Below are 16427 nucleotides of genomic sequence, written 5' to 3'. Positions count from 1 at the left end.
GCATGAAGTACGCGATCGAAGCAGAAGGGCTCGCCAAGCGGTACGGCGACAAGGCCGCACTCGACGGCATCGACCTCAACGCCAGGACCGGCACCGTGCTCGGCGTCCTGGGCCCGAACGGCGCGGGCAAGACCACCGCCGTACGCATCCTCGCCACCCTGATCGCCGCCGACGCGGGGCGCGCCCTGGTCGGCGGGCACGATGTGACCCGCGAGCCCGGCAAGGTCCGCGAGCTCATCTCGCTGACCGGCCAGTACGCCTCCGTGGACGAGAAGCTCACCGGCACCCAGAACCTGGTGCTGATCGGCCGGCTGCTCGGCCTGTCCAGGGCGGCTGCCCGGGCCAGGGCCGCGGAGCTGCTGGCCCGCTTCGGCCTGGAGGAGGCGGCCGGCCGGTCGGCGGGCGGTTACTCGGGCGGCATGCGCCGCCGCCTCGACCTGGCCGTGAGCCTGGTCGCCAGGCCGCGGATCCTGTTCCTCGACGAGCCCACCACCGGCCTGGACCCGCGTGCCCGCGGCGACCTGTGGAACACGGTCAGAGGGCTGACCGCCGACGGCGTGACGGTGCTGCTGACCACCCAGTACCTGGAGGAGGCCGACCAGTTCGCCGACGACCTGCTGGTCATCGACCGGGGCCGGGTCGCGGCGTCGGGCACGCCCGCCGAGCTGAAGGCGCTGGCGGGCGGGCACCGGCTCGACGTCAGGCCGCTGCACGCGGAGGACCTGGAGAAGGCCGGGAGCATCCTCGGCGTCCGGGCCGCCGACGGGCTGCTCACCCTGCCGGTCCACGACCTGGCCGCGCCGCCCGCCCTGCTGCGGAAGCTGGACGACGCGGGCATCGTGCTCGCCGAGCACGCCCTGCGGCTGCCCTCTCTGGACGACGTCTTCCGCACCCTCACAGGAGAGAACCGATGATCACTGCTGTCTCCCAAGGACTGACGCTGGCCTGGCGCAGCCTGATCCCGCTGAGGAACAGCCCGGGGCAGCTCCTCGGCCTGCTGTTCCAGCCCGTCTTCATGATCGTCATTTTTGTCTACCTGTTCGGCGGCGCGGCCGGCGGTGACCGGGCGGGGGCGGTGGCGTACATGCTGCCCGGCGTGCTCGTCCAGGTCGCGCTGATGGCCACGATCACCACCGGCATGAACCTGGCGACCGACATCGGCAACGGCGTCTTCGACCGGTTCAGGACACTGCCGATCGCCAGGTCCGCGCCGCTGACCGGCCGGATCATCGCGGACCTGCTCACCATGCTGATCACGGTCGCGATGTCGCTGTCCGTCGGGTACGCCGTCGGCTTCCGCATCACCACCGACCCGCTGCGCGCGCTGGCCGGGATCGGCCTGGTGCTGCTCATGACCACGGCGCTGAGCTGGGGCTCGGCCTGGATCGGGCTGATCGCCAAATCGGTCACCTCGATGCAGGGCATGGCCACGGCCGTGCTGCTGCCGCTCACGTTCGGCAGCAGCGCCTTCGTGCCCGCCACCGACATGCCGGGCTGGCTGACCTGGTGGATGGGGATCAACCCGGTCTCCCACCTGGCCGGCGCCCTGCGCGGCCTGCTGGGCGGCGGGGCCGCGGCGGCCGACATGTGGATCACCGTCGGCTGGAGCGCCGCGCTGCTCGCCCTCTTCACGCCCCTCGCCCTGCGCGCCTACAACAGGAGAGTCCGATGATCGAGACCACCGAGACCATGACCACCCGTGACGGCGTGCGGCTCGTCGCGACCGCGTGGCGGCCCGGCGGGCCGGGGCCCTTCCCCGTGCTGCTGTCGCGCACCCCCTACGGCCGGGGCCTGGCCGGGCCGGGGTTCCACCTGGACGTGCCCCGGCTGGTGGCGGCCGGGTACGCGGTCGTGGCGCGGGACGTGCGCGGCACCGGCGACTCGGACGGCGAGTTCCGGTTCATCAGCGGGGAGGCCCGGGACGGCCACCCCGGAGGACAGGCAGGCGTACCTGGCGGCGGCCTCCCGGCTCGGCGAGCTGTTCGACCGGCTGCCGCTCGCCGACCAGCCCCTGCTGGCCGACCTCGTCCCCTTCTACTCGGCCTGGACGGACACCCCCGGCCCCCGCGCCCCGCTCTGGCGGGACGGCGTCGTGGACCACTCCCGCATCGACGTGCCCGCGCTGGTGAGCACCGGCGGGTACGACTACTTCCTGGACGCCTCCATCGAGCACTGCACGCTGCTGCATGGCGACTCGCGGCTGACCGTGGGCCCGTGGACGCACTTCACCCACGACCGGGACATCTGCGGCCGCGACCACGGGGAGCGGGCGAGCCAGGACGCCGTCGACTGGACCGGCGTCCACCTCGGCTGGTGACAGTCCGGCTCGGCGCGACCTCGAACGCGTTCCTGCCGGGTCACCGGATCAGGATCGACCTGGCGGGCGCCAACTTCCCCCGGTTCGCCAGGAACCCCGAGAAGGGCACCACCACGGTGCACGCCCCCTCCTACGTCGTGCTGCCCACCGTCGCGTAAACCTCGGACATGCCCATCGCGGCGCCCGCCTCGAAGCAGGCCAGGAACCGTTCCGCGCCGAGCGCGGCCCTGGCCGCCTCGACGCCCTCGGCCGTCTCGGGCGAGCCGTCGGCCGGCTCCACCACCGAGGCGGCCCCGAACAGCACGGCCGCCCGCTCCTGGTCGCCCCCGGCCTGCGCGATCAGCCCGAACCCGGCCAGCGTCACCGACTGCAGCGGCCTGTCGGGGACGAGCTCGCCGAGTGTCCGCAGCGCCCGGCGGTGCTCGGCCAGCGCCCCCTCCACGTCCCCGCTCCACAGCAGCGCGCGGCCGTAGGCGGTCCTCAGCGCGACCTCGAACTGCGTGACCGGCACGACCTCCGGCAGCAGTTCGAACAGGTCCCGGTACAGCGCCAGCCCGCGCTCCAGGTCGCCGACGCGGACGGCGTGCCCGGCCTCGGCCTGGCCGAGCTGCATCCGGGTGAACGCGCTCGCCTCACCGCCCACGCCGTCCCGCCGGTGCTCACCCACGCCGTCCCGCAGGTGCTCACCCACGCCGTTCAAGCTGGCCCGCGCCCTGGCCAGGTCCTGGCCCGCACCTTCCAGATCACCGGCCCTGGCGCGCAGGTCCGCCAGCCTGACCAGCGTGGAGACGGCCTCGTCGGCGCTGACCCACGGGCTGGTGAGCTCCCAGGTCTCGGCGATGAGGTCGCCGGTCGGCGCGCCCCGCTCGGCCCGGACGGTGGCCAGCCCGAGCAGCGACTCGGTCAGCCCCCACCGGTCCCCCAGCTTCCTGAACCCGGCGACCGCCCGCTCCAGCTTCTCCTCGTCGCGGCCCCTGCCGCCGATCATGAGGGCGGAGCTGGCCAGCCAGAGGTCGTCGCCCGCCACGTAGGAGTCGAGCAGCTCGGTGGCGTGCTCGTCGAGCCCGGCGGCGAAGGCCATGACGACCTTGCTCAGCCGGAGCATCGGATGCACCGGCCCCTCCCGGTCCGCGAGGTCCACCAGATCCTCGATCCGCCGCCACAGCGCGCGCATCGCCTCCCGGTCGTTGATGATCGAGCCGAACCGGTCGACGCCCCAGGCGAACACGCACGCCGTGTACGCGCCCGCCAGGCCGGGCGGCGGCGTCTCCCCCACCAGGTCGAGCACCTGCGTGGCCCAGGCGGCGCTCTCCCGCCGGTAGCCGCACATCCACCAGAACCAGTTCAGCCCCGCGCACAGCCGCAGCGCCAGCTCGGCGTCCCGCTCGTCGAGCGCCCAGCGCAGCGCCGCCGCGAAGTCGTCGCGCTCGGCCGCCAGCCGCTCGATCCACTCGATCTGCGCCGCCGTCCGCAGCTCGGGGGTGGCCCGTTCGACCAGGTCGCGCAGGTACACGGCGTGCCGCCGCCGGTACTCCCCGGCCTCGCCCGCCTCCTCCAGCCGCTCGGCGGCGTAGGCGCGGATGGTCTCCAGCATCGCGTAGCGGCCCTCGGGCGTGACCTGCACCAGCGACTTGTCGGCCAGCGCGCCCAGCACGTCCGCCGTGCCGCCGCACACCTCCTCCACCGCCTCCAGCGTCGCCCCGCCCGCGAACACGCCCAGCCGCCTGGCCAGCACCCGCTCCTGGTCGTCCAGCAGGTCCCAGCTCCACTCGACCACCGCCCTGAGCGTCTGCTGGCGGGGCAGCGCGGTCCTGCTGCCGCCCGTCAGCAGCCTGAACCGGTCGTCGAGCCGGTCGGCGAGCTGCCGGGGCGTCATGGTGCGCAGCCGCGCCGCCGCCAGCTCGATCGCCAGCGGCATCCCGTCGAGCCTGCGGCACAGCGCCACCACGTCATCGGCGTTGCCCTCGTCGAGGGTGAACGCCGGGCGCGCGGCGGTGGCGCGTTCGACCAGCAGCCTGACGGACGGGTACGCCGCCGCCGTGGCCGGATCCGCGCCGGCGGGCGGCGGTTCGAGCGGCGGCACCGGGGCCAGGTGCTCGCCGGGCAGGCCCAGCGGCTCCCTGCTGGTGGCCAGCACGCGCAGCGCCGGGCACTCGGTGAGCAGCCGCTCGGCCAGCTCGGCTGCGGGGCCGACGAGGTGCTCGCAGTTGTCCAGGACGAGCAGCGCCCGCCGCCCCGCCAGCGCCTCCACGGCCACCGCGACGGGATCCGCCGCCCTCCCGTAGGCGAGCCCGGCCGGATCCTGCGCCTGGTGGCGGACGGGTTCCTCCTCGGCCGCCCGGTAGCGCGGCCGGTCCTCGCGCAGGCCGAGCACCTCCAGCAGGGCCCCCGCCACGTCGCCCGGCTCGCTGACCGGGGCCAGCTCCACCATCCACACCCCGTCGAGCCCGCCGCCCGCCATCCGCAGCGCGACCTCGGTGGCCAGCCGCGTCTTGCCCGCGCCGCCGGGGCCGACGAGCGTCACGAGCTCCGCCCTGTCGAGCAGGCCGAGAAGCTGCTCCAGCTCCGCCTCGCGGCCGATGATGCCGGTCCTCGGCGCCCGCACATTGCCCTTGTGCCGTACGGGACGCCGCACGGAAACGCCTTCCCCAGGCGCGACAGCCCCAGGCGCGGCGGGCCCTGACACGACGGCCCCGGACGCGGCGGCCCCCGGTGTGGCGGCCCCCGACACGATGGCGAGGTGGGCGGCGCGCAGCTCGGCGCCGGGATCGACGCCCAGCTCGTCGGCGAGCGTGCGGCGGGTGCGCTCGAACAGCTCCAGCGCCTCGGCCTGACGCCCGGCGGCGGCCATCGCCCGCATGGCCAGCGCGCACAGCCGCTCCCGCAGCGGGTTCGCCGCCACCTCGGCGCTCAGATCGACGGGCAGCCCGGCGGACAGCCGCTGCCGCGCCCGCGTCTCGACGGCGGCCAGCCGCTCCTGCTCCAGCGTGGCCGCCACGTTGGCCAGCCGAGGGACGGCGGTGAGGTCGGCCAGCGCGTCGCCGCGCCACAACTCCAGCCCCGCCCCCATGGCCGACAGGCGTCTGAACCGCAGCGCGTCCACGTCGTCCTCGGCCACGGCCAGCGCGTACCCGCCCGGCCTGCTCTCCACCACGTCATGCGGCAGCAACGCCACCCGCAGCCGCCTGACCAGCGTCTGCAACGCGTTCGGCCCGTTGGCGGGAGGGGCGTCCGGCCAGAGCGCGTCGATCAGCCGTTCGGCCGTGACGGTGTGGCCCGCTTCGAGCGCGAGGAGCGCCAGGAGCGCGCGCAGCCGGAGGCCGCCGACCGCGATCGGCCCGTCGTCCCCTTCGACCTCCATCGGCCCCAGGATCGATATCCGCACATGTCACATCTTGCCCGTTCAGACCTGCATCAACGTGATGGCCCCGGCCGCCACCAGCGCCAGCGCCCACATCCGGTCCACGTTGAACCACGCCCGCCGGAGCACCGTCAGCCCCGCGACCCGGTAGACGACCACGGCGATGACCCCCGCCACCGTGAACATCGCCAGCGTGTGCAGGGCCGCCACGCCCAGCCCTCCGGAGGCGGCGTGACCGGCGTGCCCCTCCGCCCGCATGCCGGTGAAGACCGGCAGCAACATCAGCCCGGCCCCGTGAGCGGACGACATCAGGAACGACCAGCAGGCCAGCTGCCACAGCGACAGCCGCATCCCCACCCACCGGAAGTGCCGGCGCGACAGCAGCCGCCACAGGCCGAACCCCACCAGCACCACCCCGCCGCCGACCGACAACACGGTGCCGGTGACCAGGGAGCCGGTGGCCGCCACGACCAGGGCGACCAGGGCCACCGAGGCGAGGTGGCCCAGGGCGATCATCGGGATCGACTGCAGCAGCCGGTCCATGCTGCGCTCCTGCAGACCGCGCGCCACGGCGAAGAGCCAGCCCATGGCCGGGTTGAGGCCGTGGAAGGCGCCGAGCAGGAGCACGGCGGCGAGCGTCACGGGTAGCAGTAGGAGTCGGAGGAGGCGTCACCGCCCTGCAGCCGCACCTGGTGGGGGCGCAGGCCGCGGAAGTCGTCCCCGTGGGGGAAGAAGCGGGTGTCGAAGGTGAACGAGTCCGTGTCGATCTTGGCCATCCAGGCGCCCACCCCGTCGGGGTAGAACTGGTCGTCCCAGGCGCCGTACAGGGAGTTGGTCAGGTAGACGCGGCGGCCGTCGCGGCTGACCTCGACCATCTGCGGCCCGCCGCGGAGCGGGAGCGAGGGGTCGGCGGGGTGCGGGTCCTCGCGGCCGATGCCGCCCACCCGCAGCGAGGCCAGCTCGACCGGCTTGAACGGGTCGGACACGTCGAACTGCTTGATCTCGCCGGTGCCCCAGCAGGAGACGTACAGGCGCTGGTCGTCCACCGACAGGTCGATGTCGCTCACCAGCGGCGGCACCGCGCCGAACGGCTGCAGGATCGGCGGCAGGCGGCTCGGGTCGGCCGGCTCCGCGGGGATGGAGATGACCTTGCGGGCCTGCCAGCGGCCGTTCTCGTGGAACCAGGTCCAGACGGACGCCGACAGGTCCTCGACGCTGACGACCACGCCGGCGAAGCCGTACAGGCGGGTCGGGTCGTGGGCGGGGCGCAGCTCCAGCGGCATCTGGTGCTCGTCGCCCAGGTCCACCTCCTGCACGTGGCTTCGCTTGCGCAGGTCCCAGAAGTGCAGTTTGTGACCGTACTTGCGGCCGAGCAGCAGCTCTCCGACCAGCCCCTCCTCGATCATCGACGGCGTGCCCCACTCTGAGGAGACGAGCACGTCCTGGTTGATGTGCCACCAGAAGTCGTAGGCCAGGTACTGCGGCCCCCGGTCCAGCTCCCACTGCCCGAGCACGTCGAACGAGGTGTGGTCGAGCACCGCGATGCCGCCGGGCCCGTCCCTGCCGTCGGCGCCGCCGAGCGCGGACACGTACAGGCCCTCGGGGCCGCAGTGGACCGTGTGCGGGCGCGAGTAGCCGGCGCGGCGGGCCAGCGTCTCCGGCTCGATCACCTTGACCAGCTCGGGGCTGATCCGGTCCTTGGTGTCGAAGATGTGGATGCGCGAGGAGCGCAGGCCGGGCACGACCAGGTAGCGCCGCTCCACGTGCGGGTGCGGCGCGTTCGGGCACAGGGCGCTGCTGCACGCGTTCCAGCCGAAGTGGTGCAGCTCGTCGCCCGTGTCGGGCAGGTCGGTCCAGCCTGCGACGGTGCCGTACGCGGGCGAGGACGGGTCGGTGTCGATGACGGCGATGGCGTCCGGCCGGGCACAGCTGCGGTCGAACGCGGCGACGTACGCCAGCTTCTCGGCGGGGGCGCCGGCGGCGTCTCTGGGGGATGGATAGAACGTGGGATCCGGAGTCCAGAGGGTCATCTCTCCAGATATAGACCGATTCCCTACACGGTCAATAGGTAATGATCTCCGCGATGCGCTCGACCAGACCGTCCGCGTCGAAGCCGATCGGCTGCCACAACACGTGGTCGGCGCCCAGCGCCCTGGCCCGCGCCAGATCCTCCGCCACCTGCTCCGCCGAGCCGGTGAGCGGCCCGCGCTCGTCCAGCGGCCTGTCGCTGATCGTGCCGTTCACCTGGATCACCAGCGGGCCCTGCCCGCCGGCCTTGCGGTAGGCCTCGACGCCCTGCCCGAGCAGGTCCCAGTCGAACACCACCGTGGCCAGCCCCATGCCGAGGGCGGCCACCCGCTCGACCGCGGCCGGCGCCGCCGCGCCGCCGAGCAGGGTCAGCCCCACCGGCTTGGGGCCGATGCCCGACTCCGGGATCGTGTAGAAGCGGCCGGAGAAGCTCACCGGGTCGGGGCCCCAGCACGCGCGCATGGCCTCGACGTGCTCCGCGAAGCCCGCCCCGCGCCGCTTGACGGGCACGCCCACCCCCTCGAACTCCTGCTTCATCCAGCCCTGCCCCAGCCCGGCCCACAGGCGGCCGCCGCTGAGCCGGTCGAGCGTTGCCAGGCGCTTGGCGAGCACGACGGGCGGGTGGAACAGGGCGTCCACGACGTTGGTGCCGAGGCGGATCGTGCTGGTCCTGGCCGCGAGGTAGGCGAGCGTCTCCAGCGGGTCGTACACCGAGGAGCTCTCCTCCGGCAGCGGGATGACCTGCTCCAGGCCGAGCATCCACGGCTCGGCGGGCCGCAGCAGGCGCTCGTAGGCCCACACGGCGCCGAGCCCGGCCCGCTCGGCCGTCTGGGCGACGCGGACCAGCTCCTCCGGGCTCGCCTGCGGGCCCGTCACGGGAAGCGCGATTCCGAGATCCATCTCGTGCTCCTTCCTTGTCTGCGTTTCTGACCAGCGCAAGGGCGGAAAGTCATCGGTTTACAGGTGCCGGGTTTCGTGATGCATTCGGGAAATGACCGTGCATGGCACTTGTGACCCCATGTTCTCCCAGGTGCGCGAGGAGTTCGAGGCGAACCTGGAACACCGTGGCGAGCTGGGCGCCTCGGTGTGCGTGATCGTCGACGGGGACGTGGCCGTAGACCTGTGGGGCGGGCAGGCGGCGCCCGGCCGTCCCTGGGCGAGCGACACGATCGGGCACGTGTGGTCGTGCACGAAGGGCGCGACGGCGCTGTGCGCCCACGTGCTCGCCTCGCGCGGTGACCTCGACCTCGACGCGCCGGTGATCCGCTACTGGCCCGAGTACGGCGTGCGCGGCAAGGGCGGCACCCTCGTCCGGCACCTGCTCTCCCACCAGGCAGGCCTGCCCGCGCTGCGTGAGCCGTTGCCGCCCGGCGCCTTCTACGACTGGAAGCTGATGGCCGGGCGGCTGGCCGAGCAGGAGCCGTTCTGGGAGCCGGGGACCAGGCACGGCTACCACGCGCTCACGTTCGGCTATCTGGTGGGCGAGGTGGTGCGGAGGGTGAGCGGGCGTTCGCTCGGCACGTTCTTCCGCGAGGAGGTGGCCGAGCCGCTCGGGCTGGAGTTCTGGATGGGGCTGCCCGAGGAGCAGGAGGGGCGGGTGGCGCCGACCGTGCCCGCCGATCCGCCGCAGGCGCCGGCCTCGTTCTACCTCAAGGCGTTCGGCGATCCTGCGTCGGCGCAGGCGGCGGTGCTGGCTCACGAGGGCGGGTACATGGCCGCCGGCGAGTCCGACAGCAGGGCCGCGCACGCCGCCGAGATCGGGGCCGTCGGGGGGATCACCAACGCGCGGGGGCTGGCGGGCCTGTACCGGCCGCTGTCTCTGGGCGGCGGCGACCTGGTGAGCGCGGAGCACCTGGCGCTCATGTCGCTGACCGCCTCCGCGGGCGCCGACGCGGTGCTGCTCGCGCCGACCCACTTCGCGCTGGGCTTCGTCAAGTCGGTGGACAACCGGCACCTGCCCGAGCCCGACAGCGAGGGCGTGCTGCTGTCGCAGAGCGCGTTCGGGCACGTGGGGATGGGCGGCTCGATCGGGTTCTGCGATCCGGCGGCGCGGCTGGCGTTCGGCTACACGATGAGCAAGCAGGGCGCGGGGCTCGGCGTGAACCCGCGGGGCCAGGCGCTGGTGGACGCGGCGTACCGGGCGCTCGACCACCGCCAGTCGTACGGAGGCATCTGGTACGCACCCGACCACTAATCACCAGATAACGTGATATGTCACCAGTTCTTCCCCAGGAGCAAGCGGCATCATGTTCTTCGGCATCACGGATTTCTGGGCCTACGTCATCGGCGCCTTCCTGATCATCCTCCTGCCCGGCCCGAACTCCCTGTACGTCCTGTCCTACGCCGCCCAGCACGGCGTCCGGCAGGGATACCGGGCCGCGGCGGGCGTCTTTGTCGGCGACACGGTGCTGATGTTCCTCACCGCCGCCGGCGCCGCCTCGCTGCTGCGGGCCAACCCGCTGCTGTTCACGATCGTCAAGTACGCCGGCGCCGGCTACCTGGCGTGGATCGGCTTCCAGATGATCCGCGGCGCGTGGAGGTCGTGGCGCTCGGCCCGCGCGGAGGGCGCCCCCGTGGCCGCCGTCAAGACGGAGGCCCGCACGCGCCCGTTCCGCAAGGCCCTGACGATCAGCCTGCTGAACCCGAAGGCCATCCTGTTCTTCCTGTCGTTCTTCGTGCAGTTCGTCGACCCGTCGTACGCCAGCCCCGCGCTGTCGTTCGTCATCCTCGGCACGGTCATCCAGCTCTTCAGCTTCCTCTACCTGACCGGCCTGATTTTCTGCGGCACTTTCCTGGCCGCGCAGTTCCGCCGGCACCGCAGGATCAGCGCCGGGCTCACCTCCGGCGTCGGGGCCGTCTTCCTGGGGTTTGGCGCGAAGCTCGCCACAGCGTCACTCGGATGAAAGCCGCATTCAAGGTTGCGCTGTTTTCGTGGAGACAGATGGAACGCGTCAAAAGAGGCGGTCCCATCACTCCGCCTCAGGTACGGTAAGCCACCGGCGCGCTTCCCGGGGCGGCGGTGCTGGCCGCATCGGTGACATCGTGCGAGCCATCTGGAATGCCTGGTCCCCCGAAGCCCGGGTAGACGTCGATCGTCGGCCTATCTGCGGAGCAGCCTTGAACCATCCACCGGTCACCCTCCCACGCCTCACCGCGCTCGCCCGGCAGGCGGCTCCCCGGCTGCTCGAAGGCGTGGTCGCCCCCCTGGCCGTCTTCTACCTCGCCATGGTCGCCCTCGGCTTCCAGTGGGCGCTGGCCCTCACGGTCGCCTGGGTCTACCTGGGCGTGGCCTGGCGGCTCGTCAAGCGGGTCAAGGTGCCCGCCACGATGTACCTGGCGGCGTTCGCGATCACCATCCGGGCGATCGTGGCGTTCTGGACCGGCACCTGGATGTGGTTCTTCATCCAGCCCGAGATGGGCACGATCTGCATCAGCATGGCCTTCCTCGCCTCCGTGCGGCTCAACAAGCCGCTGGTGCAGAAGCTCACGCTCGACTACATCCACCTGCCGTCGGCGGTGCTCAAGCACGAGCGGGTGCGCAGGTTCTTCGCCAGGATCACCCTGCTGTGGGCGTTCGTGCTGCTGATGAACTCCACGCTGAGCATCTTCCTGGCGGTCTACGAGTACCTCGGCGGCTCGCTCGGCGCGTTCATGATCATGCGCACCTCGGCGGTGGCCGTGATCAGCGGGACGGCCATCACGTTCTCCGTCATCGCCTTCAAGCGGCTGCTGCACCGGCTGCACGTCTCCCACGCCTGAACCGCACCGCTAATTCTCGCGGGGCAGCGACACGACCAGCTCGAAGCCGTCGCCCGCCGGCCCGGCGCTGAGCGTTCCTCCCGCCAGCCGTACGCGCTCGCGCAGCCCCGCCAGCCCCAGCCCGCCCGTCCTGGCGGTGGGCCGTGAACGCGGCGGCCCGTTGCGGACGAGCACCTCGTGCGGCCCCACCGAGACCGACACCTCGGCCCCCGGCGCGTGCTTGGCGGCGTTGGTCAGCCCCTCCTGCACCACGGCCCCGGCCAGCCCCGGCACCGGCCCGGGAGCCAGGTCGAGCGAGATCGACATGCCGGAGTCGGCGGCCCTGCGCACCAGCTCCGATACGTCCTCCCCCACGGGGGACAGCGGCGCCGCGTCGCCGTCCTCGCGCAGCAGCCCGATGATCTGGCGCAGCCGCTCGGTCGCGTCGGCCGCCGCGAGCCGCAGCTCCCCCGCCGCCTTGACCTGGGCGGGGGCCAGCCCGTGCGCCAGCTCCAGCCCCGCCGCCCTGACCGCGATCAGCGCCAGGTCGTGGCCGAGCGAGTCGTGCATCTCCCGCGCGATCCTGGCCCGCTCGCGCATCCTGGCCTGCGCCTCGGCCGACAGTCTGGCCTGCCGCCGCTGCTGCAGCAGCTTGCGGCGCAGCACCCCGAACAGGTACGGCACCAGGTAGGTGCCCGCCACCGCGGTGATCATGGACACCCACAGGGCCAGATCGCCGCCCTTGCTCAGCACCACCACCACGCCGACCAGCGAGATGACGCAGAACGCCAGCAGCGCGGGCCACCCCTTGGCCATCCGCCGCCCGGTCAGGTACGCGTACCAGGCGATGAACGGCGACGTCGCCAGCAGCGGCAGGATCTTCACGTTCCGCCGGGGCAGCAGCCAGCTCAGGTCCACGGTCGCGAACCCCTCGCTGAACCGCCACGGCCCCAGCGGCAGCAGCAGCACCAGCGCGGCCAGGGGGTAGGGCCGGCCGACGAGCACGGCCACCGCGGCCAGCCCCCAGCGCGGCACGGTCACCGCGCCGAACCCGGCGGGGTCCTTGAACGGGTCGGGCCCCATGGCGGCGACGCACACGCCGAGCGCGACGAAGAGCAGCACGTCATAGACCACCTGGCGGCGGTTCTCCCGGCGAAAACGCTTCACGGCACCGACGTTATCGGCGGCCAGGGGATGCGGCTGCCGACCGACGTCAGGTGGCACCCCTGACGAAAGTCAGGGTGGGGCGCCGTCCACCACCCAGGTAGGGCTAGCCCCACCACGAATGCGCCTATCTCCACTCCTGCTTCCGCCTGCGCGAACCGGTTTGATCGTAGATGTCATCCGGAGATCGCACGCCGGCCCCCGACGAAAGTAGGGGGTAGTGCGTGCCGATCGTCCGATGTGCCGTGACCTGCGGGGTTTCTACCTTCAAGGGGTATCGGCCCTGATCCGTATCGGGGAAAGGGCCGCGTTCGACCGGGGGCATCCCCGATGTCCCCGGACGTCCCACGCCAGCAGGCTGTGGGGGTGCCCTAACGATCGGAGTACACGCTCATGTCGCACGCCATACTCGACCTCGTCGAACAGGTGATGTCGTCGCCGTGGTTGTATGTCGCGCTGTTCGCCCTGGCGCTGCTCGACGGGTTCTTCCCCATCGTGCCCGCCGAGACGTCCGTGATCACCGCGGGGGTGTTCGCCGCCACCGGCGAGACGAACCTGGCGCTGGTCATCGTGGTGGCCGCGCTCGGCGCGTTCGCCGGTGACCACATCTCCTACCTGATCGGCAGCAAGTCGGCACGCAGGCTGCGCGACAAGAAGGCGTTCGTCTGGGCACGCGGCGCGCTGGCGGAGCGAGGCGGGCTCGTCCTGGTCGTGGCCAGGTACATCCCCGGCGGGCGCACCGCGACCACGCTGACCATGGGCGCGGTACGGCATCCGCTGCGCTCGTTCACCTTCTTCGACGCGATCGCCACCAGCTCGTGGGCCGTTTACTCCGGGCTGATCGGCTTCTTCGGCGGGATGGCGTTCGAGAACGACCCGATCAAGGGACTGCTGCTCGGCCTGGGCATCGCGCTGTCCGTCACCGCCGTGGTGGAGATCGTGCGCTGGGTCAGGAAGCGTCGCGCCATCAAGGCTTCCCCGGAACGTCTTCCAGCGGACACGTCCGTTTGACCCTGCCTGGCAACCATCCGTGTGAAAGGAGTGCGCATGACTGTGCTGGCCGCGGTGATCGCCCTGGTCGGTTCGCTGTTCTTCGCGCTCGGGGCCGCGCTGCAGCAGTTCGAGGCGGTCGGCTCCGCGAAGCCTGGGCTGCTCGCCCTGCTCAGGAGGCCCCGCTGGCTGCTGGGCGGCGTGGCCATCCTGGCGGGTGGCGGCCTGCACATCGTCGCACTCGGGCTCGGGCCGCTGACGATCGTGCAGCCGATGGGCGTGGCCAGCCTGCTGTTCGCGCTGCCCATCGCCGCCACGCTGCACGGCCGCAGGCCGTCGAGCAAGGAGCTGACGGCGGCCGGGGTGGTGGCGGCGGGGCTGATCGGCCTGGTGCTGCTGGTCCCCGAGTCCGACGGTCCCACCTACCTCGGCCCGGACGGCGTGCTGACGCTGCTGGGCGTGGCCGGGATCGCGGCCGTGCTGCTGTGGGCCGGCTCCAGGGCGGCCTCGGCCGCGGGCCGGGCGGCGCTGCTCGCGACCAGCTCGGGAGTGCTGTACGGCGCCACCGCCACCCTCGTGCGGGTGCTGGTGGACGGCGCGTGGAACTGGTGGTACCTGCTGGCGCTGCCGATCCCCGCGCTGCTGGCGCTGATGATGCTCCAGCGGGCCTACGCCGTCGGGCACTTCGGCGTCTCCTTCGCCTCGCTGCAGGTCGCCGACCCGCTGACCGCGGTGGCGTTCGGCGCGCTGCTGCTCGGCGAGCCGCTGCCGACCGGGATCCTGCCGGTCCTGGCGGCCCTGCTGACCGCCGCGGGCACCGTCGCCCTGGCGCGGACCAGCCCGCTGGAGGCCCATCGCGAGCCCGCATGAGGTTCCCCCGTCCACGGCTCTCCCCAAGCCACCACTGAAACCGGAGTTCATCCAGATGGCCATGCCCCTGCACAGCGTCCCCGACCTGACCGGCACGCTGTCCCCCGCCCCCGAGCGCCCGCGCCGGATCCTGATCTCGTCCGACACCTACCCGCCCGACGTGAACGGCGCCGCCTACTTCACCCACCGCCTGGCCACCGGCCTGGCCGCGCGCGGCAACCAGGTGCACGTCATCTGCCAGTCCGACCAGGGCCCGGCCAGCGCCGACGTGTGCGACGGCGTGATCGTGCACCGGCTGCGCTCCGCGCCGCTGCTGGTCCACCCGACCATGCGCGTCACCGTGCCGACCAGGCTCGACCGGCTCGTCTCCATCATCAAGCCCGACGTCCTGCACACCCAGGGGCACTTCGTGGTCGGCAGGGCCGCCATGGCCGCCGCCCGCCGGGCCGGCGTGCCGATCGTGGCCACCAACCACTTCATGCCCGACAACCTCTTCCAGTTCGCCCACATCCCCGCGCGGCTGCGCGAGAAGGCGGGCCGGCTGGCCTGGCGCGACTTCAGCCGCGTCTTCGGCCGGGCCGACCACATCACCACGCCCACCCCGCTGGCCGCCAAGCTGCTGTCCGACCAGGGCTTCGGGCGCGGCGTCGAGCCCGTCTCCTGCGGCATCGACCTGACCAGGTTCCACCCGCACGCCGAGCCCAAGGCGTGGGCGCGCAAGATGTTCGACCTGCCCGACCGGCCCACCATTCTGTTCGTCGGCCGCCTCGACGAGGAGAAGCGCCTCGACGAGGTGATCCGCGCGCTGCCGCTGGTGCTCAACGAGACCGACGCCCAGGTCGCCTTCGTCGGCAAGGGCAACCAGCGCGAGGAGCTGGAGCGGCTGGCCAGGCGCATCGGCGTGAGCGAGCGGGTGTTCTTCCTCGGCTTCGTCGCCGACGAGAACATGCCGCAGGCCTTCTCCGCCGCCGACGTGTTCGCCATGCCCGGCGTCGCCGAGCTCCAGAGCATCGCCACGCTGGAGGCCATGGCCTCGGGGCTGCCCGTGGTCGCCGCCGACGCGATGGCGCTGCCGCACCTCGTGGACGACAACGGCTACCTCTACCAGCCGGGCGACGTGGTCGCGCTGGCCCGGCACCTCACCGCCGTCCTCGCCGACGACGGGCTGCGCGCCCGCCTCGGCAAGGCCAGCAGGGAGCTGGCACTCACCCATGACGACCAGGCGTCTCTCGCCCGGTTCGAGCGAATCTATGACGAGGTGATGCGATGACCCCCAGGCAGGGCATCTGGGGCACGGTGCTCGGCACGCTGGTGTCCGCCGCCGCGCTCGCGTACGCGGACGTGGCGCTGCCCACCCAGGTGCTGCTCAGTGACTACGCGCTGGTGTCCGGCGGGCTGGTGCCCGTCCTGATCGGGATGCTCGCGCTGGCGGCGGCCTGCCTGTGCCTGGCGTACGGGCTGGCCACCACCGACCCGGCCCGCACCGCGCCCACCCGCGTGCTGCTGGTGGCCGGGGCCGCGGGCCTGATGATGAGCGCGATCTTCCCCACCGACCCCGGCACCTCGCAGATCGGGACGGTGTCCGGCGAGATCCACCGCTGGTCGGCGGCCGTCGTGTTCACCTCGCTGCCGGTCGCCGGCTGGATCCTGGCCAGAGGCCGCAGGGCCACGCCCGGCTGGAACGCGGTGCGCGCCCTCAGCGTCGCCGCCGGGGCGACCCTCGCGATCTACCTGGCGGCCCACCCCGCCTCCTTCACCTCGACGCTGATCAACGGCGGCGGCTACTACGGGATGCTGGAGCGCGGCGTCGTGCTGGCCGAGATGGCGCTGCTCATCGCCATGGCGCTGACCGCCCTGCCCGTCCGGGCCGCGGTCCGCAGCGAGCCCGTTCCCGCCGAGGAGCCCGCGCCCGCCCGCGACCCCCAGGAACGGCTGGCCGCCTGACACACTTCGACGGCC

Annotated in this window: 16 protein-coding genes and 1 pseudogene; 12 read left to right on the top strand and 5 right to left on the bottom strand. The window is 72.7% G+C overall.

What is annotated here, in order from left to right:
* Nucleotides 1-2 precede the first annotated feature (2 nt).
* From FXF51_RS15840 to FXF51_RS62585, 5 genes and pseudogenes are all read left to right on the top strand, one after another.
* Nucleotides 3-914 carry an ATP-binding cassette domain-containing protein gene (locus FXF51_RS15840; RefSeq protein WP_148435190.1) on the top strand — a complete coding sequence of 304 codons (912 nt, stop codon included), beginning with the start codon at nucleotides 3-5 and terminating at the stop codon, nucleotides 912-914.
* The gene (locus FXF51_RS15835; protein WP_148435189.1) at nucleotides 911-1672 is read left to right on the top strand and encodes an ABC transporter permease; all 762 of its coding nucleotides are present in this window, start codon (nucleotides 911-913) and stop codon (nucleotides 1670-1672) included. The genes FXF51_RS15840 and FXF51_RS15835 overlap by 4 nt, the downstream gene beginning before the upstream one ends.
* A pseudogene (locus tag FXF51_RS63755) lies at nucleotides 1669-1869 on the top strand (CocE/NonD family hydrolase); the annotation flags it as partial. The gene FXF51_RS15835 and the pseudogene FXF51_RS63755, both read left to right, overlap by 4 nt.
* Before the next feature lie 82 nt (nucleotides 1870-1951).
* Complete coding sequence (locus FXF51_RS63750; protein ID WP_411268362.1) at nucleotides 1952-2317, top strand: CocE/NonD family hydrolase; 366 nt, start codon at nucleotides 1952-1954, stop codon at nucleotides 2315-2317.
* On the top strand, nucleotides 2314-2475 hold the full coding sequence (locus tag FXF51_RS62585) for a CocE/NonD family hydrolase C-terminal non-catalytic domain-containing protein (RefSeq protein ID WP_262379557.1): 162 nt from the start codon (nucleotides 2314-2316) through the stop codon (nucleotides 2473-2475). The genes FXF51_RS63750 and FXF51_RS62585 overlap by 4 nt, the downstream gene beginning before the upstream one ends.
* On the opposite strand, the gene FXF51_RS15820 is transcribed toward FXF51_RS62585, so the two are convergent.
* The 4 genes from FXF51_RS15820 to FXF51_RS15805 are packed head-to-tail and all read right to left on the bottom strand — an operon-like array spanning nucleotide 2448 to nucleotide 8606.
* The gene (locus FXF51_RS15820) at nucleotides 2448-5678 is read right to left on the bottom strand and encodes a BTAD domain-containing putative transcriptional regulator (RefSeq protein WP_148435187.1); all 3231 of its coding nucleotides are present in this window, start codon (nucleotides 5676-5678) and stop codon (nucleotides 2448-2450) included. The two genes, FXF51_RS62585 and FXF51_RS15820, sit on opposite strands and share 28 nt — an antisense overlap.
* Before the next feature lie 42 nt (nucleotides 5679-5720).
* The gene (locus FXF51_RS15815; protein WP_222871292.1) at nucleotides 5721-6320 is read right to left on the bottom strand and encodes a hypothetical protein; all 600 of its coding nucleotides are present in this window, start codon (nucleotides 6318-6320) and stop codon (nucleotides 5721-5723) included.
* Nucleotides 6317-7708 carry a selenium-binding protein SBP56-related protein gene (locus tag FXF51_RS15810; RefSeq protein WP_148435185.1) on the bottom strand — a complete coding sequence of 464 codons (1392 nt, stop codon included), beginning with the start codon at nucleotides 7706-7708 and terminating at the stop codon, nucleotides 6317-6319. The genes FXF51_RS15815 and FXF51_RS15810 overlap by 4 nt, the downstream gene beginning before the upstream one ends.
* A 31-nt stretch (nucleotides 7709-7739) precedes the next feature.
* Complete coding sequence (locus FXF51_RS15805; RefSeq protein ID WP_148435184.1) at nucleotides 7740-8606, bottom strand: TIGR03619 family F420-dependent LLM class oxidoreductase; 867 nt, start codon at nucleotides 8604-8606, stop codon at nucleotides 7740-7742.
* A 118-nt stretch (nucleotides 8607-8724) separates the two neighbouring features.
* Between FXF51_RS15805 and FXF51_RS15800 the strand changes: the two genes are divergently transcribed.
* From FXF51_RS15800 to FXF51_RS15790, 3 genes are all read left to right on the top strand, one after another.
* The gene (locus FXF51_RS15800; RefSeq protein ID WP_222871291.1) at nucleotides 8725-9900 is read left to right on the top strand and encodes a serine hydrolase domain-containing protein; all 1176 of its coding nucleotides are present in this window, start codon (nucleotides 8725-8727) and stop codon (nucleotides 9898-9900) included.
* Nucleotides 9901-9952: 52 nt separating this feature from the next.
* Nucleotides 9953-10609, top strand: a complete 657-nt coding sequence (leuE, locus tag FXF51_RS15795) for a leucine efflux protein LeuE (RefSeq protein ID WP_148435182.1) — start codon at nucleotides 9953-9955, stop codon at nucleotides 10607-10609.
* Between the two features lie 214 nt (nucleotides 10610-10823).
* Nucleotides 10824-11465: a VC0807 family protein gene (locus FXF51_RS15790; RefSeq protein ID WP_148435181.1), complete on the top strand. Its 642-nt coding sequence runs from the start codon at nucleotides 10824-10826 to the stop codon at nucleotides 11463-11465.
* Nucleotides 11466-11474: 9 nt separating this feature from the next.
* On the opposite strand, the gene FXF51_RS15785 is transcribed toward FXF51_RS15790, so the two are convergent.
* Nucleotides 11475-12611, bottom strand: a complete 1137-nt coding sequence (locus FXF51_RS15785; RefSeq protein ID WP_148435180.1) for a sensor histidine kinase — start codon at nucleotides 12609-12611, stop codon at nucleotides 11475-11477.
* A 390-nt stretch (nucleotides 12612-13001) separates the two neighbouring features.
* Between FXF51_RS15785 and FXF51_RS15780 the strand changes: the two genes are divergently transcribed.
* From FXF51_RS15780 to FXF51_RS15765, 4 genes are read left to right on the top strand one after another with little or no spacing between them, the layout of a single operon-like run.
* Nucleotides 13002-13619 (top strand): DedA family protein, encoded by a 618-nt coding sequence (locus tag FXF51_RS15780; protein WP_148435179.1) that lies wholly within the window; start codon nucleotides 13002-13004, stop codon nucleotides 13617-13619.
* A gap of 36 nt (nucleotides 13620-13655) precedes the next feature.
* The gene (locus FXF51_RS15775) at nucleotides 13656-14468 is read left to right on the top strand and encodes a DMT family transporter (protein ID WP_262379556.1); all 813 of its coding nucleotides are present in this window, start codon (nucleotides 13656-13658) and stop codon (nucleotides 14466-14468) included.
* A 55-nt stretch (nucleotides 14469-14523) separates the two neighbouring features.
* On the top strand, nucleotides 14524-15738 hold the full coding sequence (locus FXF51_RS15770) for a glycosyltransferase (RefSeq protein ID WP_148435178.1): 1215 nt from the start codon (nucleotides 14524-14526) through the stop codon (nucleotides 15736-15738).
* Nucleotides 15735-16412 carry a DUF998 domain-containing protein gene (locus FXF51_RS15765; protein ID WP_148435177.1) on the top strand — a complete coding sequence of 226 codons (678 nt, stop codon included), beginning with the start codon at nucleotides 15735-15737 and terminating at the stop codon, nucleotides 16410-16412. Before FXF51_RS15770 ends, FXF51_RS15765 begins: the two co-directional genes overlap by 4 nt.
* Nucleotides 16413-16427 lie beyond the last annotated feature (15 nt).

Source organism: Nonomuraea sp. PA05, from assembly GCF_008086045.1.
Classification (GTDB): Bacteria; Actinomycetota; Actinomycetes; order Streptosporangiales; family Streptosporangiaceae; genus Nonomuraea; species Nonomuraea monospora.
Note: the sequence above shows the minus strand (reverse complement) of the source record. Positions and strands in the feature narration are given on the sequence as shown.

Excerpts from the sequence above, each read along its gene's own strand:
- FXF51_RS15840 (WP_148435190.1), top strand. The coding sequence starts at position 3 with ATGAAGTACGCGATCGAAGCAGAAGGGCTCGCCAAGCGGTACGGCGAC.
- FXF51_RS15835 (WP_148435189.1), top strand. The coding sequence starts at position 911 with ATGATCACTGCTGTCTCCCAAGGACTGACGCTGGCCTGGCGCAGCCTG.
- FXF51_RS15820 (WP_148435187.1), bottom strand. The coding sequence starts at position 5,678 with ATGGAGGTCGAAGGGGACGACGGGCCGATCGCGGTCGGCGGCCTCCGG.
- FXF51_RS15810 (WP_148435185.1), bottom strand. The coding sequence starts at position 7,708 with ATGACCCTCTGGACTCCGGATCCCACGTTCTATCCATCCCCCAGAGAC.
- FXF51_RS15805 (WP_148435184.1), bottom strand. The coding sequence starts at position 8,606 with ATGGATCTCGGAATCGCGCTTCCCGTGACGGGCCCGCAGGCGAGCCCG.
- FXF51_RS15800 (WP_222871291.1), top strand. The coding sequence starts at position 8,725 with ATGTTCTCCCAGGTGCGCGAGGAGTTCGAGGCGAACCTGGAACACCGT.
- leuE (WP_148435182.1), top strand. The coding sequence starts at position 9,953 with ATGTTCTTCGGCATCACGGATTTCTGGGCCTACGTCATCGGCGCCTTC.
- FXF51_RS15780 (WP_148435179.1), top strand. The coding sequence starts at position 13,002 with ATGTCGCACGCCATACTCGACCTCGTCGAACAGGTGATGTCGTCGCCG.
- FXF51_RS15775 (WP_262379556.1), top strand. The coding sequence starts at position 13,656 with ATGACTGTGCTGGCCGCGGTGATCGCCCTGGTCGGTTCGCTGTTCTTC.
- FXF51_RS15770 (WP_148435178.1), top strand. The coding sequence starts at position 14,524 with ATGGCCATGCCCCTGCACAGCGTCCCCGACCTGACCGGCACGCTGTCC.
- FXF51_RS15765 (WP_148435177.1), top strand. The coding sequence starts at position 15,735 with ATGACCCCCAGGCAGGGCATCTGGGGCACGGTGCTCGGCACGCTGGTG.